Here is a 23,483-nt window from a genome sequence, read left to right as displayed (position 1 = left end):
CACAGCGGGCGGCATCCGCGGACGCGCGCGGCCGTGGAGGTCAGTCCGGCCATGTCTCCTCGGAGCAGAGTACCCGGGCGGCCTCGTGAGGCTCCGCGTCGCGGACGAGGTGACGCCCGTCTTCCATCCCGAGCATCGTCACGATGCCCGAGGCGAAGACACGGCGGCCGTGGGGGTCGCGGACGTGGACGATCCTGCCCGTGAGAAGGTTGCCGTCCTCCGGGTTGCCGTCGGCGGTCTCCCTCTCCCAGCGCCACATCCGGTAGACGCCCCCCGGTTCCTTGGTCCGGAGGTCGAGCACATGCTGCTCCTGGTGGGGGATCAAGAAGGTGGGCGCGTGATCGGGGTTCAACGCGGCGGCGACCGGATCCGCGCCAGGAAATCCCGGCGGCATGGCCGCCCATCGCACGCTCCCTTCCGAGCGTCGGAACGTGTCCGGCCGTCGTGACGGGGACGGGCACCGGACGGGGTTCCGGCGGTGAAGCGGATCCGATCGGCTCCCTCGGCTTCATGTGGCCGAGCGGGTCGAAGACATCGCGGACCGACCAGAACCGGAACAACCACCGGCCATCGTCCGGGACGTCCACGTGCACGGTCAGGCCGTACTCGAAGAGAGGAGGCCCGATCAGGAACTCGCGGCCGCTGTCGTCCATCACGCCCATCTGGACCACTCCGGTCTCGGCCGTGAAGCTCCGCTGCTCGATCAGTCTCCAGGAGGTCCCCGGGTCCGGCGGTTCGGCGTCCCATGCCTCCAGGTGGAGGGTGGCGGTGTAGTGGAGGGCCTCCGACTCGTCGTCACGGAATTCCGGAATGTCGGGGGTGCCGTAGATGCAGAGCGCGCCGTACTGCACGTAGAGCTCTTCATCGAGGTGGCGGAGCAGGCGGGCCAACGGTGTCCTCCGTGTCTCGGGCTGTCCGGGGCAGCATGCTCTGCGTTCCGGTGCTCACCAGACCGGCGGGCGGCGTACCGCGGTCTTCCGAACCGGCGGACGACGACCGGGTGGGGACCGCCTTCTAGACTGCGGAAATGATCGAACTGGGTTCGCGGGAGCGTAAGCAGCCGCCGCCCCCTCACATCGTGTGGGAGAGCCTGACCGACCCCCGGCGGCCTGGTGGACGGCAGTGGCTGGACCTGAACCCCGGTGAGGTCGAGCCGCGCGTCCTCCGCGTGGTGAAGCCGGAGCTCGTGGTCTGGTCGTCGTTGTGGCCGGAAAGGCCCGATGACGAGATCCGGTTCGACCTCCGGCCGGCCGAGGACGGCGGGTGCTCGCTGCGCTGGACGCTGCTGACACCTGCGGAAGCGCCGGAACAGGCTGTGATCGGCCGCCTGCGCCACCGGCTCAACTTCCTGGTCAATGCCCGGCTCCGGTTCTCCTTCGGGCAGTGAGGACTCTTGGCGGACGCGTACGGCAGCGGCGCACGACCGCACGCCTCTCAGGCGGCTCCGCGGAGGAAGAAGTCCGCCAGCGCGGGAGCGAGCGCATCATCGGAGACACCGTGCCACTCGCCTCTCAGGGTCAGATGACGGCCTTGGGGAAGGGCCGCCGCCGTCCCCTGCGCCCAGCCGCGCAGACGTTCGTCACTGGATTGGCTGCTGACCACCAGGGCCGGCACGGCGACGGACCGAAGCGTGGCGGGAGAGACGGCTTCGGTCACGCGGCTGTCGTAGGCGAGGGTGTGCGCGATGCCCTCCAGCACCGGGAAGAAAGGAGCCTGCCGCATACCCGCGGTCATCTCGGGGGGAACGCCGATGCTCGTGTGGAAGTGCTCGACCGCATCGCCCCGGCGACCGGCGGCGACCAGTGCGTCGATCTCGGCCGCGAGCTCGCCTTCGTCCGGCGGCTCATCGGGGGCGATCGGCGGCTCAAGGAGCGAGATCATCGGAATCGGCAGCCCGGCCGCCACTCCGAGCAGGGCAAGGGCCGCGCCGGAGGAGAACCCGTGGACGAACGCCGTCCCTCCGCCCTCCTCGATCACAGCCGCGAGGTCCTCCACCTCCCTCTCCACCGCGTACGGCTGCGTGTCTCCGCTCTCGCCGCGTCCGCGCCTGTCGTAGGTCACAACCGTGAATCCCCCGGCGAGGCGTTCGGCGAGCGACCCCATGGGGCCGAACTCGCGGAACCCGCCCGCCGCGTCGACCAGCACGAGCGTCGGTCCCGCACCCGTCCGTTCGAATCCGATCCGCGTGCCGTCGCGTGATGTCGTCGTCGCCATGCCGATCCCTCCGTGCCGTGGACCTCGAACGTTACGGAGCCCCACCGACAGTTCGGGGCGCGGAGGAGGCCGCAGCATGATCGCGTGCCGGAACAGGCGGGAACCGCGGCCACTCAGGGGAAACCGCGGGTACCCGTCCTGCCCGCCGCCGCGGGTACCGGAACGCCGGCCCCGCCTCCCACCCGGCCGCTCCCCGTGAACCGCACGGCTCCGGGCGACATCCTCGAAGCCTCCGCCCGGGCGCTCATCCGCGCCTGAACCGGCCGCCGCACGCCGGGGTCCGCGGCCGAGGCGGCCCCGGAGACCGCCTCGGGAGGCGTGCGCATTCAGCGTGACGTCTCAGGGCCACCGCCCCGGCCATGCGGATCCGGACGGGGGGACGGCGGGAAGCGCAGGACCCAGCGGCGCTGCCAGGGGGTCTCGACGGCCCGAGGGTGGTAGTGCTCGCGCGTCCAGGCGACGGCGTCGGCCGGGTCGAGACCGGCCAGGACGGCGAGGCAGGCGACGACCGTGCCGGTACGGCCGACGCCGCCCCCGCAGGCGACCTCCACCGCGGCACCGGCCCGCGCCCGCTCGTGCAGCGCGCGGATCCGCCGTACGGCCAGGTCGTGGTCGCGGGGCAGGAGGAAGTCGGGCCACTGGATCCACTCGTGCGGCCAGCTCAGCTCGCCCTCGTGGCGGCGGCGGAGCCGGTCGGAGCCGAGGTAGAGGCCGAAGTCGGGCGTCGGCCCCTCCGGCGGCGGACGGCGCAGGCCCCGGCCGCGGATCCAGGAGCCGTCCGGGAGCCGGCGGGCGCCGACGAGCGGCGGCCCGCCTGCCGTACTGTCCTCAGGGTCTTCCATGGGCTTCTCCTCGTGCCTGTGCCGTTGGGCGGAGCCGTCCGACCGCCGCCGTGCGCGGTGATTCGCGTCGAGCCGGCACCGAGCAGACTATGAGCGATCAAGCCGGGTCCGGAATGAGGCACGTGCCGGTTCCGGGGCTGTGGAAAACCTCGGACGCGGACGGCGGGTCGCCAAGGTCGTCCTCGAACGGGGCGGACGGCTCGGCGGAGCCTAGACTTGGGCCATGCCGATCGACCTGAACCTGCTCGACGGTGTGCGGTGGCGGGGGCGGCCGCTGCCCGGCGAGAGGGCTCAGGCGCTGCTCGCCGCCCTCGCGCTCTCCCGCCGGACCGTGAACGCGGACCGGCTCGTCGCGGAGGTGTGGGGAGACGACGAGCCCGCCAATCCGGCGAAGGCGCTGCAGGTCCTGGTGTCCCGGACCAGGTCGGTCGTGGGACTGGAGGCGCTGGCCACGGAAGGGGGCGGCTACCGGCTGGAGGTGCCGCCCGACCGGGTCGACGCCGGCCGGCTGCACGCTCTGGCGGGCCGGGCGCGGGCGCTGCTCGCCGAGGATCCGGGCGCGGCGGGCGCGGCGGCGCAGGAGGCGCTCGCGCTGGGCACCGGGGCGCTGCCGTCCGAAGGAGGCGGCCCGCTGGCCGAGGTGCGCCGGCGCGCGGAGCGCGACCTGGCGTCCGCACGGGTCGTGCTCGCCCGGGCCCGGAGCCGGAGCGGCGACCACGGCCCCGCCCTGCCCGGGCTGGAGGAGGCCGTGCGCGTCCACTCCGAGGACGAAGGGCTGCTCGCCGACCTCCTGCGCAGCGAGGCGGCGGTGCGCGGGACGGGCGCCGCGCTGGAGCGCTTCGAGCACTACCGGTCGGACCTGCGTGAGCGGCTCGGCGCCGACGTCGGACCGGAGCTGCGGCGGGTCCACCGTGAGCTGCTGGCGCTCGACAGCCCCGTGCGCGCCGGCGTGCGGTTCGACGCGACCCCGCTGCTCGGCCGCGACGACGACCTCCGGCGGGTGCGCGCGCTGCTCGCCACGTCCCGGGTGGTCTCGGTCCTCGGTCCGGGCGGGCTCGGCAAGACCCGGCTCGCCCATGCCGTCGCCCGCGAGGCCCCGCAGCCGGTGGTGCACTTCGTCGAACTGGTCGGCGTTACCGCGCCCGAGGACCTGGTCGGCGAGGTCGGGTCGGCGCTCGGCGTCCGCGACTCGGTGACCGGGCTCCGCACGCTCACCCCGCGGCAGCGCGCCGACGTCCGCGCCCGGATCGCCCAGCAGCTCGACCTCGCCCCGACGCTGCTGGTGCTCGACAACTGCGAGCACCTGGTGGAGGCCGTCGCCGACCTGGTCGCCTATCTGGCCGCGACCACGCGGGAGCTGCGCGTCCTCACCACGACCCGCTCGCCGCTGGCCATCGCCGCCGAACGCGTCTACCCGCTGCCCCAGCTGGGGACCGGTGACGCCGTCGAGCTGTTCCGCGACCGCGCGACCGCGGCCCGGCCCGGTGTCCGCCTCGACGAGGACGGCGTGCGCGCCGTCGTGGCCCGCCTGGACGGCCTGCCGCTCGCGATCGAGCTGGCCGCCGCGAAGGTGAGGGTGATGTCACCGGGTGAGATCGCCCGCCGGCTGGAGGACAGGTTCGCGCTGCTGCGCGGCGGCGACCGGAGCGCCCCCTCCCGGCACCAGACGCTGCTGGCGGTGATCGACTGGTCCTGGAACCTCCTCGGCGAGCGGGAACGCCGGGCCCTGCGCCGCCTCTCCGCCTTCCCGGACGGCTTCGCCCTCGACGCGGTGGAGGAGGTGCTCGGCGGTGACGCTCTCGGCGACATCGAGGAGCTCGTGGAGCAGTCCCTGCTCACCGTCGTGGAGACGGCCGACGGCATCCGGTACCGCATGCTCGAGACGGTGCGCGAGTTCGGCCGGGTGAGGCTGGAGGAGGCCGGCGAGACCGCCGGGGCGCGGGCCGCCGTGCGCGCGTGGGCCGTCGGTTACGCCGACAGGTACGGCGCCCGGCTGTACTCGCCTGAGCAGGTCGACGCGATGGACCGGCTGCGTCCGGAGGAGACGAACCTCTCCGACATCCTCCGCGAGGCCCTCGCCGACCCCGACCCGGAGGCGGTGGTGGTGCTGTTCTCCGCCCTGGGCGGCTACTGGACGATCCGCGGAGACCATCCGCGCAGCATCGTCCTCACCACGGCCCTCGCCACCGTCCTGACCGGCTGGACGCCGCCGCCCCGGCTTCTCGACCGGGCCCGGGTGGCCCTGAGCATCGCGCTGTTCAACACCATCGTCGTCTCCTCCGAAGAGACCGGGACGCTGGCGCGGCTGCTGTCCGGGCTGGGCGCCGACTCGGCGAACCCGGCCGTCCGGGCGCTGGTGACCGTACAGCTCACCACGGTGTCGGACCCCGAGAACGGCTTCGACGAACTGACCGCCGATCCCGACCCGCTGATCCGCCGGATCGCGCTGCACTGCCTGAGCCACGGCAGGGAGAACGCCGGCGACCCGGCCGGCGCGCTCGAAGCGGCCCGGGCCGCCCTCGAACTCGTGGGTGACGACACCGGTCCCTGGCACCGGGCGGTGCTGCACACCCAGCTGGCCAACCTGTACATGCACTTCGGCGACTCCGCCTCGGCCTCCGGGCACGCCGCCGCGGCGCTCCCGGTGCTCGAACGCCTCGGAGCGGTGGACGACGCCGTCCAGATCCGTGCCGCCCTCGCCATGGCGGCGCTCGCCGAGGGCCGCCGCGACGACGCCACGCGGATGATCGGCGACCTGGAGGCGCTCGCCTCCCAGGGCACCTACGGCGAGGTCCTGTCGGTCGCCGCCGGCAGGGCCCAACTGGCCCTCGCCGACGGCGACATCGCCGAGGGACTGCGACAGCACCGCGAGACCGCCGAGAAGCTCCGGAACCTGCGCGTCCCGGGCGCGCCGGACGCTTTCACACCGTGGCCCGTCGTGGGCGAGGCCGTCGCGCTCTCGGTGTTCGCGCAGTACGGCGAGGGCGACGACGGCACGGACCTCTTCGAGTCGCTGCGGGCCGAGGTTCTGATGGTGCTCGACCCGGAGCACACGTTCAGGGACTACCCGGTGGCAGGGATGGTGCTCGCCGGGATGGGTATCTGGGGCCTGCTGAAGGGGGCCCTGCCGGTCGAGGAGGCGGTCCGGCTGCTCGTGCTCGCCGGCCGGTTCGCCTACAACCAGTTCACTCCGACGATGCGGTGGCCGGTGCTGTCCGCACACGCCGAACGGGTCGCCCCCGGCGCCCTGTCCCGGATCGAGGCCGAGTACGGCGAACGGCGCGGCCCCGACCTGCTGGCCGAGGCCCGTGCCGTCCTGGAGCGGGTGCTCTGACACCGGCTACATCTTGCGGGAGTACGAGCGGACCGCCAGCGGGGCGAAGACCGCGACGACGACCGCGCAGCCGACGACCGCCCAGCCGACCTCGGCCGTCACGGCCCCGTGGTTGAACAGGTCGCGCACCGCGGAGACGACGTGCGAGACCGGGTTGACCTTCACGAACGCCTCCAGCCAGCCGGGCAGCGTCTCGGCGGGGACGAAGGCGTTGGACAGGAAGGTGAGCGGGAACATGATCATCATCGAGATGCCCTGGACGCTCTGCGCCGAACGCGCCATCGTGCCCAGCCAGGTGAAGATCCACGCCAGCGACCAGCCCGCGAACACGGTGAGCAGGACGCCGCCGATGCAGCCGAGCACGCCGCCGCCGGGGCGGTAGCCGATGGCCAGGCCGGTGACGAGCGTCAGCACCGACGCGATGCCGTACCGGATCAGGTCCGCGATCATCGGGCCGGCGAGGGGCGCGATCCTGGCGATCGGCAGGGACTTGAAGCGGTCGAAGACCCCCTTGTCCATGTCCTCGCGCAGCTGCACGCCGGTCGCCATGCAGACGGTCAGGGCCGTCTGGGCGAGGATGCCGGGGATCAGCACCGGGAGGTAGTCCGCCACGCTGCCGGAGATCGCGCCGCCGAAGATGAACGCGAACATCGCGGTGAACAGCAGGGGCTGGATGAGGACGTCGAAGAACTGCTCGGGCTTGCGGCGCATCTTCTTCAGGGCCCGCCACGCCATCGCCATGGTCTCGGTCCAGGTCTCCCGGAGCGAGCTGTGGGACGTGGTGCGGGCGACCGCGGCGGCCGGGTCGATGCGCCGGGGGGTGGGGACGGTCGGGGTCGTGGTGATCGTGGTGGTCATCGGGCCGCCTCCATCTGGGGTTCGTCGTCGGCGCCGTGGCCGGTCAGCGCCAGGAAGACCTCGTCCAGCGTCGGTTTGGCGACGCTCACCGAGGAGATGCCGAGGCCCGCCTCCCGCAGGCCGATCAGGACGTCCGCGGCCCGGTTCGGGTCGGGGAGGGGGACGTTCATCCGTCCTGACTCCGGGGTCAGGACCGGGTCCTCGCCCAGCAGCCGGCGGACGACGCCTGCGGCCAGGGCGGTGTCGGAGCCGTCTACGAGGCTGAGCTGCAGGGTCGATTCGCCGACCTGGGTCTTCAGGGCGTCGGGGGTGTCCTCTGCGACCTTCCGGCCCCGGTCGATCACGGCCACGCGGTCGGCCAGCTGGTCGGCTTCGTCCAGGTACTGGGTGGTGAGCAGGATCGTGGAGCCGTCGGTGACCAGCTCGCGGATGGTGTCCCACATCTGGCCCCGGGTTCTCGGGTCGAGGCCGGTCGTGGGCTCGTCCAGGAAGATCAGCGGAGGGTGGGTGATCAGGCTGGACGCCAGGTCCAGGCGGCGGCGCATGCCGCCGCTGAACTGGGACAGGGGGCGGTCGGCCGCCTCCTGGAGACCGAAGCGCTCGAGCAGGTCACCGGCGATGCTCTTGGCCCGGGTACTGGTCAGGCCCTGCAGACGGGCGAAGAGCCAGAGGTTCTCCCGGGCGGTCAGGTCCTCGTCCACCGAGGCGTACTGGCCGGTGACGCCTACCAGCTGCCGGATGCGGTGGGGTTCCCGCCGGACGTCGACGCCGAAGATCTCCGCGTGGCCGCCGTCGATCGGGAGCAGGGTGGCGAGCATGCGGAGCGTGGTGGTCTTGCCCGCTCCGTTGGGGCCCAGGACGCCGAAGATCTCGCCTTGCCGTACGTGGAGGTCGATTCCGTCCACGGCCCGGAAGTCCCCGAAGTCCTTGACGAGGCCGTCGGCCCGGACGGCGCTGAGGTCCGCCATGACGCGTCTCCTCTCTCCGCCGGGTACCTCCCGGCGGCTGAGGAGAGCTTCCGCGCCATCGGCTTCGCCGCGGCTTCGCGCCGGTTTCGCCCCGGCCGCCCGGAGGCCGGGGCGAAACCGGCGCCTCCGGCTCAGACACCGTCCGCGACGGCCCGGGCCAGTGCGTTGCCCCCTTCCGGGGTCACCGGCTCGGTCAGGAAGACGGGCGTCTGGGACATGAACCTCGGCTCGCCGCCCCGGTGCTCGTCGGCGGCGTGGACGGTGAAGGGGTGCAGCAGGTACATGTCGCCCGGCCGGCCCGTCGCGTAGGCGAGCGGGCGGTGCGCGCTGGCCGCGTCCACCAGCGGTCCGGCCTCGAACGGGTCCAGGACGCGGCCCGCCATCACCGCGGCCGCGTCCCGGTGGGAACCGACCCGGATGCGGGTCGGCGCGTCGTCCGGACCGACGTCCGACAGCAGGGTCAGCAGCAGCATCGTCTCCGGCTTCCCGCTGCACAGGTAACCGCCGTCCGGCTGCGCGGCGTTGGCGTCGATGTGCCATCCCCGGTCGTCGGCGGCGGGAAGGCGCGGGAACCGGACCGGCACCGTGCCGAGCGCACCGCGAGGCCCCCAGCCGCCCGCCCCGCAGAGCTCGTCCAGCGCCCCCGCGAGCCGCGCGCTCCGCATGATCTCCCCGAAGGGCCCTTCCCCGGTGAGATCCGAGGCCCACACCACCGGCTCTCTCCAGCCGGCGGGATCCTGCGGCGACAGGCCGATCTGCTGCCACAGCAGTGCCCTGGCGGCGTCGCCGGCCTCACGGGGGGCGGCCGCCTCCAGCTTGACGAACCCGTCGGTGACGAACCTGTCGACATCAACAATGTTCATGTCTGAACGCTAACGACCGCGTCCACCCGTTTTCGGGAACGCGTGGGCCGAGCCGGGCGGAGAAGACGGGGACGCCGGACCGGATGGGTCGGGCAGCCCAGGCGACGTCCCATCCGGGCGAGCTTCTCGGTGAATCGTACGGCGGCGCGGCACGGCGGCCGGGGACCGCGTCCTGCGGATCCACACGCGAGAATATGTCCCATGTCCCAGGCGACTCTGCGAACCGGCCGCATCCGGCTCGTCCCGCTCTCCGACGAGCACCTCGAACACGAGGTCGAGCTCGACGCCGATCCCGAGGTCATGCGCTACCTCGGCAACGGCCGTGCCCGTACCCGCGAGGAGGTCGAGATCCTCCATCACCGGCGGCTCGCGGTCGCGGGCCGTGTTCCGGGACTCGGCTTCTGGGCCGGTCTCGTCGACGGGCGGTTCGTCGGCTGGTGGATCCTGGAGCCGCCGGAGCGCACGGACCAGGGCCCCGCCGAAGGGCAGGCCGAGCTCGGGTACCGGCTCCTGCGCCGCCACTGGCGCCGGGGCCTGGCCAGTGAGGGGGCCCGCGAGCTCGTCCGGCACGGGTTCGAGGACCTCGGGCTGGACCGCGTCTTCGCCGAGACGATGGCGGTCAACACCGCCTCCCGCGCGACGATGGCCGCGATCGGCATGCAGTACGTCCGCACGTTCCACCTGGACTGGGACGAACCGATCCCCGGCAGCGAGCTCGGCGACGTCGAGTACGCGATCACCCGGCAGGAGTGGCTCGACCATCGGGCGGCCGGCCCGCGCTGAATCACACCACCGGGGCTGCTCATGTCCATGGGGCCGGCCCGGGGCCGTCGATCACGCCAGGGCGGCGGTGATCCGCTCGCGGAGCGGGGCTTCCCGGCCGGGGTCGGCGCACAGCGTCACGGTCAGCCCGGTCTCGGCGGCGTCGGCCAGGACGGCCAGCAGGGTGGCGAGCTGCTCGGGAGGCTCGGCGTCGAGCAGCTCCCCGGCGTGCTCCACGATCAGGGCGACGTCCCCGGCGTCCGTCGCGTCACGCAGGGAGTCGGTGAGGGCGTCCCAGTTGCGGCCGAAGTAGCCGGGCAGGCGCAGAGCCCGCGCCACCTCCTCGAAGAAGGCGGCGAGGGTACGGCAGGCGCGCCCGTCGACGACCGCCGGCGCCGGACCGGTGGACACCGTCAGCCACTGCGGCAGCGGGCGCGCGTCGGATGTCATGGCACTCCTAGAGCCGGTAGAAGTCGGTGTAGTGGTTCGGGGAGAACCAGGCCGCGCCGGTGCTGCGGTTGACGACGATCCGGTACGCGTCGCGCGCGGCGCCCCGCGCCCGGGAGTACACGTCGTACTCCTGGTAGGTGGCGCCGCCTGGGAGCTGGCCCTCCCGGTTGTAGAAGCGGCCGCCGGCGAAGTTGTACCTGCCGTCCGGCCAGGAGTACCAGCCCCTGCCGGTGGGGTAGCCCTTGCCCGCCCAGATCGCCTTGGCCGAGCGGGCGTCGGAGCAGCGGGAGACGGTACAGGAGTTGTAGACCGACGCGCTGGCGGGGGTGACGGTGACCAGACCGGTCAGGGACACGATGGCGGTGAGGACGACGGTGAGCCGTACCGGCCAGGAAGGCCGGGGGCGTTTCGGAGTGTGCACGAAACCTCCTTGCGGGGTGGGGGGAGGCCGACACGTGCCAGGATCCCTGCCCGGCTCGGTCCACACAAAGACAAAGCGCACTAAAAGTATGTGAACTCATCGTGGTGAGTCTCCGGGCCCAGTGCCCGGTCCGTTCTCCCGGTGACCCCGTCCCGACGTCCGGGCAGGACGTGTCGCGGGATCGGCGGATCGTTTCCCACGCGGTCACGTCCGCCTGCCGGCGGTGCCGGGACCGATGCGCTCCGGCACGGCCTACAGCGGCTCTCCGATGGCGGCTCCCGCATCACACGGGGGCGGGTTCTCAGTGGGAACTCAGCGTTCCCTGGTGGAAGTACAGCCGCCACCCCTGCTCCGACCGCCGCCATATCGAGCTCCGCCTCGCCCTGCGGCCGTTGTCGTCGGAGACGTAGGTCAGGTGGACGATCCCCGGGGCGAGGAGCTCGCCCTCCATGTCGCTCACGGTTATCGGAACCGTCGACGGATCCGGGTCCTCGGAGAGGGCGGCGACGAGCGACGCTCGGTCCCAGAGGCGCCCGGAGGCCCCGATCTCAGTGAATTCGGGATCCATGAGCTGGTCCATGAGCACCGCCGACGACCGGACCTCCCGATCGAGAAGGCGGATCTCCCCCGCGATCGCCGCCCGAACCGAGTCCTCCTGCCCGTCCACCATATGATCATATAGGGACCCCAAGCGAGTCAGAGCGGCTCGGGGCCCATCAGCTGCCTTGCCTGGCACGCTCGCCGAGCGCTCCGCAGCCACCGGCCCGATTAAGATTCCGGATTACCGTCCGAATCCGTCTGGTCATTCATCTGAGAAGTAAGAATCCACTTGCTGGTGCGATCCCCCCTCCCCCCGAGAAGAACGACATCCCCTTCTTCCTTAAGGAGCGCTAAAGCATATTGAACCTGCCGCTCGGAAAAACCGGTCATACTGCAAAGTTGCAGCATCGAAGCAGGACCGGAAGCGAGTAGTTGCATTATCAGCTTCGCGTTTAACCGGCGCGCTCCCTTCGAGCGGGGCGCCGACCTTGCGCCAGGGCGAAGGGCTTCACTCTCCCGAGGAACAGGCGGCTGCACTTGTCCTGCGTTCTCCTCCGATCCCAGGAAGAGATATTGCTGAACTTGGACAGGAACAAGACTCCCCAAGCCTTGCGCTAATCGGTATACGCGCCCGCCACGCTCTCCCACGGCTTCCGCGACACCCGCGTCCACGAGGCCGGCCAAGATATTTCGGGCCTCCAGCGAGTCCATTGGAAAGGCGTCACGAAGAGTTTTGTTGGTCCATCGGATGCCATGGCGCATCGCCACGAGGGCATGGCGCTGTATATCGCTCAACGGAGTCGATGAGTTTACCTCTGAGAGCCATTCAAGGTCTGACGGAGAAAGCAGGGCATGGTTTGGAACTCGTACTGTGAATCGAACACCTTGATCGTGAAACCGTGGAGGCACCATACCCGCCTCTCGAAGGCTCCGCAGTACCGTGGGAATTCCGGACGCAAGCGCTTCAACGACACGTTGCTCACGCCCAAGTCGAACATTTTGGCATATTCTGACCAAGTAGCCGTTACGCGCGGACGTAACTCCCGTTTTTCCGAGTCGATCTACCGAAAGCCCCCAGAGGCCGCCCGGATTACTTAGGACAAGCTGAGAGTTCTCAATCCTCAGCGTGATCGCCTCGCCTAGGGCGTACGGCCCGAGATCACGATGCACAAGAGAGTTTGAAAGTAGTTCACGGACAGCTTCCATGGGATATTCTAATTCATCCCTGCCATGCCCGTCCTGGCCGAACCTGACCCGGGTTCTCGTATTTCTCTGCACCCACCTCAAGGCTTGGTCCAGCATCAGCGGAATAGGGCCGTCAAATCTTTTCGCATCAACAACTCTGGTCCCTTTGGGATCGCCGGGGCCAGGGGCGGCACTAGCCTGTATGACCAGGTTCGGAAAAAACTGTTGAGGATACACTCCCAAAGAAAGGATTCCCGCAACCGTGGGCTTCCTATCGGATCCTGAGACTACTCCGGTCCGAAAAAGAATATCCAGGTCTTTCATACGCGATAACGCTGCCGAACTTGAACGGCAAGCGTCAACATACGAACCTACAAGCTCTTCATCCAGATCTTCCAGAGTGGCTCCTTCCACCGTGGACTGATCGAATCGAGGAGTGTCCCGGTTCGCAATAAATGACTGCTCCTCGAGCTGGGAGAGCTCGTAATCGCCATCATAGGAGCGAAGATATGCCTTACCCGTTGACCGGACCCTACAGGGCTTCACAGACCCGGAAATTTCTTCGACCTTTGCCACAACAACCGCTTGTCCGTCTACTACGAAGTCCCAACTCTGAGGGTTGACGGGCGGCTCGAGGCCGTTTCTGGATACGGAGGCCAGCGCAGACTTGCAGGCAGAAACGTCATATACACCTACAACCTTGAAGAAGTCCGACTCGTCCAGGCCAAATATCAGTATCCCTCCGCCAGGAGTGTTGGCGAAGGCCGACAGAGTGGGGGCGAGAGACACCGGAAAACCCCCGGCGGCCTGCTTGACCTCAACCTCTGCGAAGTCACTTCCTTCACTACGAAGATCAGCAATCAGTGTTGACAGCTCAGCGAAATCCACAAGACCTAATCTACAACATGGTCTTGTAGATATGCCAGATCTACAAGACGCGTGCCCGAGGTCAGCTGGGTTGCGGCACGGGTATCGGTTGAACTGGGGACGAAACGACTGAAAATTTCCCTGATTTCCTCAGCTTTCCCGAACAGTTCGGACGTTCCGGGCGCGGTGTGGCCGGTCCGGCCACCGGTCCCTCCACTGACATACTCCACCAGTATCACGACCGACTCCTCTCCCGCTCTGACCGTCGGCGACCGCGATCCCGAGACGGTCCTCGCCTTCGCAGTCTCGGCTCCCGCCGCAGAGACGCGGACGGAGTTCTCCGTGATGACCTGGAACGCCTGCGCGGGCACCAACCCCGCCTGCCGCCTCTACCGCGCTGGCTCGCAGGAACTGGTCGGGAGCGTCGGACAGCACGCCGTCAGTCAGCCGATCAAGCCTGATGTCGTCTTCCTCCAGGAGTTCTGCACCGGGGCCGACAGGGCGCTCGAACTCGGGCTGGAGCAGCGGACCGGCCGGAAATGGAGCGTCCGCTCATGGGGCCTCGTCTCCGGCGACGGCGCACCGTACGCCTGCCACCCAACTGGTTCGGCCGTCCGCGGGGCGCCCAGAGCGTCACCGTCGCGGTAGCCGACGACGCAGCCGCCTTCCAGGGTCACCCGCTGACCTCACCTCCGTGGTACGCGAAGCGGCCGTGCTCTGCGCCACGATCCCCGCCAAGCGGATCCACGCCTGTGGCGCCCACCTGTCGTCCGGGACAGCCAACGACGACCGGGAGCGGGGCGCGCCGTACCGGACCAGGCAGATCAAGGAGCTCATGTCCCACTCCGCAAGGCCCGGCTACCGGACCGTCTTCGGAGGCGACCTCAATGTCATCCCGCCGAACAGCGGCGACGGCGGCGCCGCGGGCCGCCGCACCGTCATGTCCGCCTACCGGGCGTACCAGGAGTGCGACCAGCACGGAGCAGGCCGTACCGGACGATGGACCCACAGCGGTGGGAAAGTGCGGAAGAAGCTCGACCACCTGTTCGCACCCCCGGGCAGCGTACGACTATGCCGCATCGGGCAGCTCACTCCCCTCTCCGACCACAGGCCCCTCTACATCAAGCTGGCCCTGTAGCCCCGCAGGGTTCCATGGCTCCCGTCCGGTGTGCCCTCCTGCGGCGGCTCTGCTGCAACCGATCGTCTGACTGCGCAGGGCCCGCGCGCCAACCGTCCGGGCCGGATCAGAACACTTCAGTCCTGATCGGGAAGACGAGTTCCACGCCGGGCATGTCCTCGAGGGCGCTTCTCAGCGTCTCGGCCGCGCCGGGGGTGCCGGTCTTGACGTAGAGGGTCTCCCGGTCGACCGGCCCCGGCTCGAAAACGCACAACCGGTCAGGGCAGTAGGAAGCGTTGACCTTCGTCGCGAAGGCACCGTCCTCGAAGTAGACCGCCTCGACGTCCACCGTCTGCCGGACCTTCTCAACGATGGCCTCCCTGTCCTTCCCGGTCGCCACCCGCGCCCCTTCCGCGCCGAGTTGGAGGAGAGGAGAGCCGGGACGGGTCAGTTCGATGCGCACGTCCGCCTTGCCTGCCCAGAAATCGGAGGGCAGCCGCACCAGGGCCACCGGAACCGGCGACTTCGCGATCTCTTGCGCAATCTCTGGGACGTCACCCGCGTCACGGGCGGTTCCCACGAAGTGCGCCTGGACACCGCAGACGTTGCGCGTGGCCAGCGGTTCCCCCTCCATCTGCGCCTTGCTGTAGGCGGTGAGGCTTTCGATCTCCGGCACGGTACGGAGGAACTTCTCGACAACCGGCTGAGTCTCCGGCGTCAGCCCTTCTTGCGAGCACCGCAGGACCATGAACCCGCGCTGCTCGGGCCAGGGACCGTCCGGCGGGGGAAGGACGCCTTCCGCCCGCGCCCCGAAGAACCATGCGGCAGCCGCTCCGCCGGCGATGAGGAGTACGGCCGCGGCCATCCACGGTCGCAAGCGCGACCTGGGCACCTTCTCTGCGGGGATCGCCTCGGCTACCAGTTCGTCATTCGGCGAAGACACGCGGATGACCATCTCGCAGCGCCGACCCGCACGTCAAGATCACGTTTTCCGTGAACCGCCGTCCGGAGTGACCGGCGTCGGCCTCTGAGGATCGTGCCGTCCGCGCGCCCGGTGGCCCGGCTGAGGTAGTGTTACCGTCTCCAGCAGTGATCGTTCCGAGGAGGTGAGACCCATTACCGCCAGATCAGGCCGGGTGCTCTCATCCCACGGCTGCGCGGTCCCCCTGGCTTAGGGACCGAGGGAGCGCCCGTCGGCATTCCGAAGGGTTCCCATGTCGCTTTCCTCACCGCCTCCGTCCCACTCCGCCGTCGTCACCGTGCTCCGGGCCGCCGGCTGCGTCTTCGCCGAGGACGAGGCGGACCTGCTCGTCTCCACCGCCCGCACCCCCGCCGACCTCGCCGCCATGGTGGAGCGGCGCGTCGCCGGGCTGCCCCTCGAACACGTCCTCGGCTGGGCGGATTTCTGCGGCCTGCGGATAACCGTGGACCCGGGGGTCTTCGTGCCGCGCCGCCGTACCGAGTTCCTCGTCCGCCAGGCCGCCGCCCTCGCCCGCCGGGCCTGCGGCCGCACCACGTCCGAAGGCCCCGAAAACCGGGGAGACCCCGGAGGGCCCTCCGGGCCGGGCGCCGTCGTCGTCGACCTGTGCTGCGGCTCGGGCGCGGTGGGCGCCGCGCTGGCCGCGGCCCTGGGCCGGGTCGAGCTGCACGCCGTCGACATCGACCCCGCCGCGGTGGCGTGCGCCCGCCGCAACCTCGCCGCCTCGGGCGGCCGGGTCTACGAGGGCGACCTCTACCGGCCGCTCCCGGCCGCGCTGCGGGGCCGCGTCGACGTGCTGGTCGCCTGCGCGCCGTACGTGCCCACCGAGGCGATCGGCCTGCTGCCCGCGGAGGCCCGCGTGCACGAGCCGCGGGTGGCGCTCGACGGCGGCGCGGACGGGCTCGACGTCGTACGGCGGGTGGCCGCCGAGGCGCCGCGCTGGCTGTCGCCGGACGGCTTCCTGCTGGTCGAGACGGGTGAGCACCAGGCGGTGCGGGCCGCCGAGGCCGTCGCCCGCGCCGGGCTGGCACCGCGCGTGACCGGTTCCGACGAGCTGAACGCCACCGTCGTCGTCGGATCCGGGACCGTCCTGCCCTGAGCCGCCGGACCGGGGCGTCCGGTGCGAGCCCCTTCCGGGACCCGTACGGCCGCGGCTGACGCCGTACGGGTCCCCGGGAGCGCTACAGCACGATCCGGGCCACCCGCTCGATCGTGCTGAAGTCCCCGGCGGAGGCGCGGTTCTTGGTCACCCCGACCGAGATGCCGGTGGCGGTGTCCGCGAACGCCGCCGTCCCCCCGCTGCCCGGCATCCCGAAGACGGTCGGGCGGTCCAGCATGCCGGTGGCGTACCCCAGTCCCCAGGTGGCGGGCATGCCGGTGATCTCGTCCGTACCGGACGCCGCGGGCGTGGTGACCTCGCGCAGCCGCTCGGCGGAGATGAGCCCGTTCAGCAGCGCGTCGTACACGCGGGCCACCGCCCGCGCGGTCATGGTGGCCCCCGAGTCGGAGGTCAGGATGTCGGGCCGGTTGCTGTAGGCGGCGTCGGGCATCGCCGCCATCGGCGCGGCCGTATAGCCGTCGACGACCCGGAAGAACGGGATCTCGGCGAGCATCTCCGGCGGCATCTCCGTCCCCGCCCCCGCCGGCGGCTGCGCGTCCTCGATCACGGCCAGCCTCGGCAGCTCGGCGGGCGGCACCGCGAGGAACAGCTCGCCGGTCAGGCCGAGCGGCTCGGCCACCTCCTCGCGGAGCACCTGCGAGACGGTCTTCCCCGTCGTCCTCCGCACGATCTCCCCGGCGATGAACATGAAGGTCTGCGGGTGGTAGCCGAACCTGGTGCCCGGCTCCCACCACGGCTTGGCGGCGGCGATGACCGCGCACATCCGGTCCCAGTCGGCGAGGTCCTCGGGTGTGGTGTCCACCGGCACGCCGGGCACGCCGGCGGAGTGCGTGAGCGCGTGCCGTACCGTCGCCCGATCCTTTCCGCACGCGCCGAACTCCGGCCAGTACGAGGCGATCGGCGCGTCGTAGTCGATGACTCCGCGCTCGGCGAGCACGTGCACGACGGCCGAGATCACCCCCTTGCCGGTGGAGGTGACGTAGACCGGCGTGTCGGAGGTGAAGGCCCGGCCGGTCGCCGGGTCCGCCACGCCCGCCACCGCGTCGACCAGCAGCTCGCCGCGGCGGTAGACCGCGACCTGCACCCCGCGCTCGGCCCCCGACCCGACCAGCTCGTCGATCGCGGCCTGGACGTCCTTCTGAAGATCGGACATGCTCGTTTCCCTTCTCGGTGTCTCCTCCTAGGACGAGGGGTCCCCGGAAAAGGAATCGGGGAGGCCGAACTCGGGGAACATCTCGTGCCCGTACGTGGTGATCTGGCTGATCAGCCCGTCCTCGACGCGGAGGACGCCGAGCCAGTAGGGCCGGTACAGGGAGTCGACCGGCCTGCGGAGGTAGGCGGCGACCGCGGGCTGCCGGTTCGCCCGGGTGGCGACCAGCCGCCAGTCGCCCCACGACCCCTCGCCCGCCAGCTGGGGCGTCCAGGACGCCAGGAACGCCTCGCGTCCGAGGATCCACACCGGCGAGGGCGGCATGGTCTGGTGGACGTCGGCGCGGAGCAGTCCGGGCAGGAGGGAGGGATCGGCCTGCTCCAGGGCGTCGATGTAGCGCTGGACCACGGCCGCCTCCTCCTCCGTCGCGGAGGTCAGCCGCTGCGCGGGCAGGTGCTCGCGCATGACCGGCCGGGCCCGCTGGAGGGCGCTCTTGACCGCGGCCGCGCTCATCCCCAGCGCCTCCGCGGTCTCCTGGGCCGGCCAGCCGAGGACGTCGCGCAGGATCAGCACGGCGCGCTGCCGGGGCGGCAGGTGCTGGACCGCGGCCAGGAAGGCCAGCTCGATCGTCTCCCGCTCGATGACGGCGTCGAGCAGGTCGTCGGGGTACGGCTGCAGCCACGGCACCGCCGTCCTGACCGGCCACTCCAGCCACGGGTCGGCCATGACGGGCGCCTCGCGCGGCTCCGGCCTTCGCGGGCTCGCCCGCAGGAAGTCGAGGCAGGCGTTGGTGGCGATCCGGTAGAGCCAGGCGCGCAGCCCCGCCTCGCTCTGCAGCGCCGTACGGCTCCGCCAGGCCCGCAGGAACGTCTCCTGCACCATGTCCTCGGCCTCGTCGAACGAGCCGAGCATCCGGTAGCAGTGCACGTGCAGCTCCCGGCGGTGCTGCTCGATGACTTCGCCGAACCCGTCCGCGGCCACCCCGTCTCCTTCCCGCACCGGGGGCGGCGGGAGGTCCTCCCGGCCGCTCACCCCGTACCCGCACGCGTCTCCGGCGCGCCGGTCCCCGCTACGGGAGGACCGCGCCGCGGTCCCCCTCCAGCAGCGGAGCCAGCGCCTCACGCAGGTCCGCGGCCTCGCGGTAGAGCACGCCGGTCATGCCGAGCGCCCGGGCGGCCTCGACGTTCTCCTCGCGGTCGTCCACGAACAGGCATCGTACGGCGTCCGCCCCGGCCCGCTCGGCCGCGATCTCGTAGATCCGCCGCTCGGGTTTGACGGCCCCCACCCTGGCGCTGTTGACGACCTCGTCGAAGAAGCGCGCCAGGCCGAGCGCGCGCAGGTCGTCCTCCAGCTGGAACGTCGCGTTCGTCACCAGCACCACCGGCACCCGCTCCTGGGCCCGGCGCAGCAGGCCGAGGACCTCCTCGTCCAGCTGGGCGCGGGCCCGGGCGAACGCGTCCCCCAGCGCCGCGGCCCGCTCCGGGGAGCCGAGCAGCCGCGCCAGCCCTTCGACGATCGAGTCCCGCCACTGCTCGACGGTGATCTGTCCCTGGGTCACCGGGGTGAGCAGCCCGGGCGCGAGCGCGACCTTCACCGTGGTCCCCTCGGCGATCCCGTAGGAGCGTTCGAGCTCGACCAGCCCGGCGGCGTCGTAGTGGCGGATCACTCCGTCGAAGTCGCACAGCACGGCGTCGTACACGTTCATGGCCTCTTCCTTCAGGCGTACACGCGGAACCGGCGGGTCGGGGTTTCCGCGCCGGGGGCCGCGGGACGGATCTCCATGTCTGCACGGTATTGCCCCGCCCACCCGGTGATCAACGGCATTGACCCGCGCCGGTTCCCCGGCGGGCGCGGGAGCCGGACCCGGGCCGGGACCTCAGTCCTGTACGGCCAGCCGCACGCCGAAGCCCACCACGACGACGCCGGTCAGCCGGTCCAGGGCGCGCTTGACGGAGGACCTTCGCAGCCAGCCGCGCAGCAGGACGGTGAACCCGATGAGCAGCACGCTCCACAGCAGGCCCTCGACCACGTGCACGCCCGCCAGCAGCACCCCCATCAGCAGGTGGGGGACGCCGTCCGGCATGAACTGCGGGAGCATCGCGACGTAGAAGACGCCCACCTTCGGGTTGAGGAGGTTGGTGAGCAGGCCGCGCCGGAAGGCGGTGAGGAACCCTCCGCCCTCCGGCCGGTCCGCGGGGGCCTCCGCCGCCGCGCCGCCGCCCCGGCGGCTCTCCCAGAGCATGCGGGCTCCCATCCAGACCAGATAGGCGGCGCCCGCCCAGCGCAGGACGTCGTAGGCGAGCCGGGAGGTCGCCAGCAGGGTCGAGACGCCCGCCGCGGTCATCGCCCCCCAGCCGAGGGTCCCGGCCTGGATGCCGAGGACCACGCCCCAGGCGGACCGCCTGCCGGAGAGCATCGACGTGCGCAGGATGAGCGCGGTGTCGAGACCGGGGGTGAGGGTCAGCAGTCCGACGACGAGGGCGAACGAGACGACCGACGTGTAGATGTCCACGGTGGCCCATCGTACGGTGCACCCAGGACATTCATTGATGAACCGGAACCGGCGTCACGAAACGCCGCCACCCGCCGGGGGAGCGCGCCGTCCCGCCGCCCGGCGCCCGAAAAGTCCTGTCCTCCCCGAGCGCGGCGGCCTAGACTCGGCACCATGAGACACCGACATTGATGAACGCCTAGAGGTCGGCGCGGGACACGATGCCGCGGACCACCCGGGACGCCTGCCGCCCGGAGTCCGAATCGTCCCCACGGAAAGACCTCATGATCATTCATTCCTCACGCGCGCCCGGCGTGCGCGCGAAGCGGCTGGCAGCGACGCTCTACGTCTACACGTTCCTCGACGACCTCATCCTGCTCTACCCGGTGTACGCGCTGCTGTTCGCCGAGACCGGGCTGTCCGTCGCCGAGATCTCCTCGCTCTTCGTCATCTGGTCGGTGACCGGCATCGTGCTGGAGGTCCCCTCCGGCGTCTGGGCCGACGCGGTCTCGCGGCGGCTCCTGCTCTGCCTGGCCCCCCTCCCCGCGGCCGCCGGATACGCCCTGTGGGTCGCGACCCCCTCCTACTGGGCGTTCGCCCTCGGGTTCGTCCTGTGGGGGGTGCGCGGGGCGATGAGCTCGGGCGCCTTCGAGGCGCTCGCCTACGAGGAGCTCGACCGGCTGGGCGAGGCCGACCGGTACGCCCGGGTGATCGGCCGCGCCGAGGTGGCCGGCCTCTGCGGGGTCGCGGTGGCCACCGCGACCGCGGGGCCGGTGTTCGCCGCCGGCGGCTACCCGGCGCTGGGCGCGGCGAGCGTGCTGGCCTGCCTGCTCTGCGCGGCCGCCGGGGCGCTCCTTCCCGAGCACCGCTCGCGGACCTCGCAGGACCCGGCCGGGGACGGCGGGGCGGGCGGGCGCGGCGGTGACGGGAGCGGAACCGACGGGGACAGCGGAGACGGCGGGTACGGCGGGTACGCCGCGATCCTGCGGTCCGGGCTCGCCGCGGCCCGCGACGACCGCGCCGTGCGGCGCGCGCTGCTGCTCATCCCCGCCGTGACGGCCGTCTGGGGTGCCCTGGAGGAGTACGTCGCCCTGCTCGTGGCGGAGACCGGCGTCCCGGCGCAGGCCGTGCCCCTGTGGGTGCTGCTGGTCTGGGCGGGGGTGACGGCCGGAGGCCTCCTCGCCCCGGCCGGGCGGCGCCTGAGCACCGGGGCGCTCGCCGGGGCCCTCGCGTTCGCCGCGCTCTCCCTGGCCTCCGGGACCATCGGCGGGCACCCGGCGGGGCTGGTCCTGGTCTCGGCGGCCTTCTGCGTCTTCCAGCTGGCGAGCATCGTCGTGGACGCCCGGCTCCAGGAGAGGATCACGGGACCGAGCCGGGCGACGGTGACCTCCATGGCGAACCTGGGCACGGACCTGGCGACGGTCCTGGTCTACGGCGGCTACGCGGCCGCCTCGGCGTTCGCCGGGCACGGCGTGGTCTTCGCCCTGTTCGCCGTGCCGTACCTGCTCCTCGCGCTCGCGCTGGGGTACGGCGGGCGCGCCCGCAGGGCGGCGGACCGCGCGACCCCGTGATGCGCTTCCGCATGTCCGGATAAAACATCACATCAGGACCATCACGCCGGGACGGTTCATCCGTCTGATCGCGTGCCAGAATGGCACACCCCGAGATCTTCGCGCGGACGGATGCCACATGGGCGTAAACGATCTTCAAGGGAGAGATCCGTACCAGGTGCTCGGTGTCCCGCCCGACGCCACCCCAGAGGACCTCCGGCAGGCGTACCGGCGGCTCGCCCGCCGGTACCACCCGGACAAGAACCCGCAGGGCCAGGCGGCGTTCATGGAGATAGCGAGCGCGTACGGGCTGCTCTCCGACCCCGGGCGCCGCCTGCGCTACGACGCCGGGCGGGCCGGGGCCGGCGGGGCCGGGGCCGGGGCGGCGGCGGGGCACCCGGGCGGAGCCGGGCACGGCCATGCGACGGGGGACGGGGCGGAGCATCCGGGCGGGACGGAGCATCCGGGCGGGGCGGGGCACCCGGGCGGGACGGGGCACCCGGGCGGGAGCGCGCCGCCGCACCGCGCGGGGGGCGGCCCCGGCGCCCGGCCGCGCGGCCCGGCCGGGCCGGAGAGCCCGGTCGCGCGGCTGGAGCGGCTGTACGGCCCGCGGCCGACCATCTGGACCGCCGCCAAGCTGGTGCTCTTCTACCTCCCCGCGGGAGCCTTCCTGTCCGTTCTCGTCAGCGCGTTCGCCACCTTCTCGCACGGCGACGCGGCCCGGGACGCCGGCAGGGCCGCGGCGATCCTGCTCTGGCTGGCCCTGTGGAGCTTCCTCGCCGCGGCCAAGCTCAAGCTCTGGCTGCTCTACCGCCGCACGACGGGCACCGGGGGGTCCTGAGCCCGTACGGCCGCACGGCCGTCCGGCGCGCACGGAAGAGGGCCACGGCCTTCTCCCTTTGTGAAAGATCCTCATTCTTGGCAGAACCTCCCTATAGAGGCTCTGAGCTTGGCAAAGTTATCCAAGATAACTCGGTAAAATCCGCGCGTCGCGCTGACAAGTGCGTCAAAATTTTCTTACTGGGAAAGTTCGCCAACCCGCGAGGCTGGGCCCCCGATGAAGAAGATGCTGCCGCGAATGAGCGCGGAGTCGCTGCCCGAGAGACTCGACAACCTGCCCGTGGACTCCAAGGAATTCCTCCAACTGGTGACCGCGGACTTCACCGGGACCTACAACGTCTACCTCTCCGCCAAGGACGAGCGCCTCAAGATGACCAGGCTCTCCATGAGCCTGCTCGCCGCTCCCTTCGCCGCCGCCATCGCCCTGGCCAGCACGCAGGTGATCGACCCGGTGGCGCTCACCTCGTGGGAGATGATCCCGGAGTACCTGTTCGCGATGGTCGTCGCCTTCGGACTGCTCAGCGTGCTGCCGTTCCTGCGGCTGATCGAGGCGGTCAACGCGCACATGCGCACCGCCCGGGCGCTCAACAACTTCCGGCTGCTCTACGTGGTCCAGCTCAAGGACCACTTCTCCGCCCTCGGCTGGTCCCCGAACCTCCCGGTGGACCCGCGCTATCCGGAGACCTACGCGCCGCTCGCCTGGCCCGGCATCAACGTGATGATGCTCTCGCTGGTGAACAGCGCCTACATCGCGGTCGGCACGCTGGGCCTGTTCCGGGCGGAGCCCAACCCGGCCGTCCTCATGGTGATCATCGGTCTGATCGCCTCGATCCACTACTCCGTCTACTACGTGCGGGCCAACGTCTCGCGCCAGCGCAGACTCCCGCAGAACCCGTTCCATTTCCCCAACGTGGAGACTTGATGGCAGACCT

At 71.2% G+C, this 23,483-nt stretch carries 25 protein-coding genes; 9 read left to right on the top strand and 16 right to left on the bottom strand.

The window, feature by feature from the left end; all coding sequences use genetic code 11:
* Positions 1-40 precede the first annotated feature (40 nt).
* Positions 41-301: a hypothetical protein gene (locus FHS22_RS03160; protein WP_184938166.1), complete on the bottom strand. Its 261-nt coding sequence runs from the start codon at positions 299-301 to the stop codon at positions 41-43.
* A 726-nt stretch (positions 302-1,027) separates the two neighbouring features.
* Between FHS22_RS03160 and FHS22_RS03155 the strand changes: the two genes are divergently transcribed.
* Positions 1,028-1,387 carry an SRPBCC family protein gene (locus tag FHS22_RS03155; RefSeq protein ID WP_184938164.1) on the top strand — a complete coding sequence of 120 codons (360 nt, stop codon included), beginning with the start codon at positions 1,028-1,030 and terminating at the stop codon, positions 1,385-1,387.
* A 47-nt stretch (positions 1,388-1,434) separates the two neighbouring features.
* On the opposite strand, the gene FHS22_RS03150 is transcribed toward FHS22_RS03155, so the two are convergent.
* On the bottom strand, positions 1,435-2,214 hold the full coding sequence (locus FHS22_RS03150; protein WP_184938162.1) for an alpha/beta fold hydrolase: 780 nt from the start codon (positions 2,212-2,214) through the stop codon (positions 1,435-1,437).
* Positions 2,215-2,540: 326 nt separating this feature from the next.
* Positions 2,541-3,056 (bottom strand): protein-tyrosine phosphatase family protein, encoded by a 516-nt coding sequence (locus FHS22_RS03145; protein ID WP_184938160.1) that lies wholly within the window; start codon positions 3,054-3,056, stop codon positions 2,541-2,543.
* Between the two features lie 223 nt (positions 3,057-3,279).
* Between FHS22_RS03145 and FHS22_RS03140 the strand changes: the two genes are divergently transcribed.
* Entirely contained in the window at positions 3,280-6,390 is a 3,111-nt protein-coding gene (locus FHS22_RS03140) for an ATP-binding protein (protein WP_184938158.1), read from the top strand.
* A gap of 6 nt (positions 6,391-6,396) precedes the next feature.
* Here FHS22_RS03140 and FHS22_RS03135 read toward each other — a convergent pair whose 3' ends face one another.
* From FHS22_RS03135 to FHS22_RS03125, 3 genes are all read right to left on the bottom strand, one after another.
* Positions 6,397-7,248, bottom strand: a complete 852-nt coding sequence (locus tag FHS22_RS03135) for an ABC transporter permease (protein WP_184938156.1) — start codon at positions 7,246-7,248, stop codon at positions 6,397-6,399.
* Positions 7,245-8,216 carry an ATP-binding cassette domain-containing protein gene (locus FHS22_RS03130; protein ID WP_184938154.1) on the bottom strand — a complete coding sequence of 324 codons (972 nt, stop codon included), beginning with the start codon at positions 8,214-8,216 and terminating at the stop codon, positions 7,245-7,247. The genes FHS22_RS03135 and FHS22_RS03130 overlap by 4 nt, the downstream gene beginning before the upstream one ends.
* A gap of 131 nt (positions 8,217-8,347) precedes the next feature.
* Positions 8,348-9,079, bottom strand: coding sequence for a phytanoyl-CoA dioxygenase family protein (locus FHS22_RS03125; protein ID WP_184938152.1), 732 nt, complete (start codon positions 9,077-9,079; stop codon positions 8,348-8,350).
* A gap of 201 nt (positions 9,080-9,280) precedes the next feature.
* On the opposite strand from FHS22_RS03125, the gene FHS22_RS03120 reads away from it, so the two are divergent.
* Entirely contained in the window at positions 9,281-9,862 is a 582-nt protein-coding gene (locus FHS22_RS03120; protein ID WP_184938150.1) for a GNAT family N-acetyltransferase, read from the top strand.
* Between the two features lie 51 nt (positions 9,863-9,913).
* Here the strand turns inward: FHS22_RS03120 and FHS22_RS03115 are convergent, their stop codons facing one another.
* The 5 genes from FHS22_RS03115 to FHS22_RS03095 all read right to left on the bottom strand — a co-directional run bounded on the left by FHS22_RS03115 (position 9,914) and on the right by FHS22_RS03095 (position 13,543).
* Positions 9,914-10,291: a barstar family protein gene (locus FHS22_RS03115; protein ID WP_184938148.1), complete on the bottom strand. Its 378-nt coding sequence runs from the start codon at positions 10,289-10,291 to the stop codon at positions 9,914-9,916.
* A 7-nt stretch (positions 10,292-10,298) separates the two neighbouring features.
* Positions 10,299-10,712 (bottom strand): ribonuclease domain-containing protein, encoded by a 414-nt coding sequence (locus FHS22_RS03110; RefSeq protein WP_184938146.1) that lies wholly within the window; start codon positions 10,710-10,712, stop codon positions 10,299-10,301.
* A 301-nt stretch (positions 10,713-11,013) separates the two neighbouring features.
* Positions 11,014-11,382, bottom strand: a complete 369-nt coding sequence (locus FHS22_RS03105; RefSeq protein ID WP_184938144.1) for a nuclear transport factor 2 family protein — start codon at positions 11,380-11,382, stop codon at positions 11,014-11,016.
* 98 nt (positions 11,383-11,480) lie between these two features.
* Complete coding sequence (locus FHS22_RS03100; protein ID WP_184938142.1) at positions 11,481-13,325, bottom strand: ATP-binding protein; 1,845 nt, start codon at positions 13,323-13,325, stop codon at positions 11,481-11,483.
* Between the two features lie 5 nt (positions 13,326-13,330).
* Positions 13,331-13,543 (bottom strand): hypothetical protein, encoded by a 213-nt coding sequence (locus tag FHS22_RS03095; RefSeq protein WP_184938141.1) that lies wholly within the window; start codon positions 13,541-13,543, stop codon positions 13,331-13,333.
* Between the two features lie 103 nt (positions 13,544-13,646).
* Between FHS22_RS03095 and FHS22_RS03090 the strand changes: the two genes are divergently transcribed.
* Complete coding sequence (locus tag FHS22_RS03090; protein ID WP_184938139.1) at positions 13,647-13,952, top strand: hypothetical protein; 306 nt, start codon at positions 13,647-13,649, stop codon at positions 13,950-13,952.
* A 46-nt stretch (positions 13,953-13,998) separates the two neighbouring features.
* On the top strand, positions 13,999-14,442 hold the full coding sequence (locus FHS22_RS03085) for an endonuclease/exonuclease/phosphatase family protein (protein WP_184938137.1): 444 nt from the start codon (positions 13,999-14,001) through the stop codon (positions 14,440-14,442).
* 106 nt (positions 14,443-14,548) lie between these two features.
* Here FHS22_RS03085 and FHS22_RS03080 read toward each other — a convergent pair whose 3' ends face one another.
* Positions 14,549-15,376, bottom strand: a complete 828-nt coding sequence (locus tag FHS22_RS03080; protein WP_184938135.1) for a hypothetical protein — start codon at positions 15,374-15,376, stop codon at positions 14,549-14,551.
* 259 nt (positions 15,377-15,635) lie between these two features.
* On the opposite strand from FHS22_RS03080, the gene FHS22_RS03075 reads away from it, so the two are divergent.
* The gene (locus FHS22_RS03075) at positions 15,636-16,499 is read left to right on the top strand and encodes a putative protein N(5)-glutamine methyltransferase (protein ID WP_184938133.1); all 864 of its coding nucleotides are present in this window, start codon (positions 15,636-15,638) and stop codon (positions 16,497-16,499) included.
* A gap of 82 nt (positions 16,500-16,581) precedes the next feature.
* Here FHS22_RS03075 and FHS22_RS03070 read toward each other — a convergent pair whose 3' ends face one another.
* From FHS22_RS03070 to FHS22_RS03055, 4 genes are all read right to left on the bottom strand, one after another.
* Complete coding sequence (locus tag FHS22_RS03070) at positions 16,582-17,673, bottom strand: serine hydrolase domain-containing protein (RefSeq protein ID WP_184938131.1); 1,092 nt, start codon at positions 17,671-17,673, stop codon at positions 16,582-16,584.
* A 27-nt stretch (positions 17,674-17,700) separates the two neighbouring features.
* The gene (locus tag FHS22_RS03065; protein ID WP_338047564.1) at positions 17,701-18,651 is read right to left on the bottom strand and encodes an RNA polymerase subunit sigma-70; all 951 of its coding nucleotides are present in this window, start codon (positions 18,649-18,651) and stop codon (positions 17,701-17,703) included.
* 88 nt (positions 18,652-18,739) lie between these two features.
* A complete protein-coding gene (locus FHS22_RS03060) occupies positions 18,740-19,375 on the bottom strand; it encodes an HAD-IA family hydrolase (protein WP_184938129.1) in 636 nt (211 codons plus the stop codon).
* A 171-nt stretch (positions 19,376-19,546) separates the two neighbouring features.
* On the bottom strand, positions 19,547-20,182 hold the full coding sequence (locus tag FHS22_RS03055) for a LysE family translocator (protein ID WP_184938128.1): 636 nt from the start codon (positions 20,180-20,182) through the stop codon (positions 19,547-19,549).
* Between the two features lie 263 nt (positions 20,183-20,445).
* Between FHS22_RS03055 and FHS22_RS03050 the strand changes: the two genes are divergently transcribed.
* The 3 genes from FHS22_RS03050 (at position 20,446) to FHS22_RS03040 (ending at position 23,473) form a co-directional block, all read left to right on the top strand.
* Complete coding sequence (locus FHS22_RS03050) at positions 20,446-21,732, top strand: MFS transporter (protein WP_184938126.1); 1,287 nt, start codon at positions 20,446-20,448, stop codon at positions 21,730-21,732.
* A gap of 157 nt (positions 21,733-21,889) precedes the next feature.
* Entirely contained in the window at positions 21,890-22,552 is a 663-nt protein-coding gene (locus FHS22_RS03045; RefSeq protein ID WP_184938124.1) for a J domain-containing protein, read from the top strand.
* A 237-nt stretch (positions 22,553-22,789) separates the two neighbouring features.
* The gene (locus FHS22_RS03040) at positions 22,790-23,473 is read left to right on the top strand and encodes a hypothetical protein (RefSeq protein ID WP_184938122.1); all 684 of its coding nucleotides are present in this window, start codon (positions 22,790-22,792) and stop codon (positions 23,471-23,473) included.
* The last annotated feature ends 10 nt before the right edge of the window (positions 23,474-23,483 follow it).

Source organism: Thiemannella venezuelensis (assembly GCF_014203605.1).
Taxonomy (GTDB): domain Bacteria; phylum Actinomycetota; class Actinomycetes; order Streptosporangiales; family Streptosporangiaceae; genus Planomonospora_A; species Planomonospora_A venezuelensis.
The sequence above is the reverse complement of the archived record's forward strand: the minus strand, read 5'-3'. Positions and strand labels throughout refer to the sequence as shown.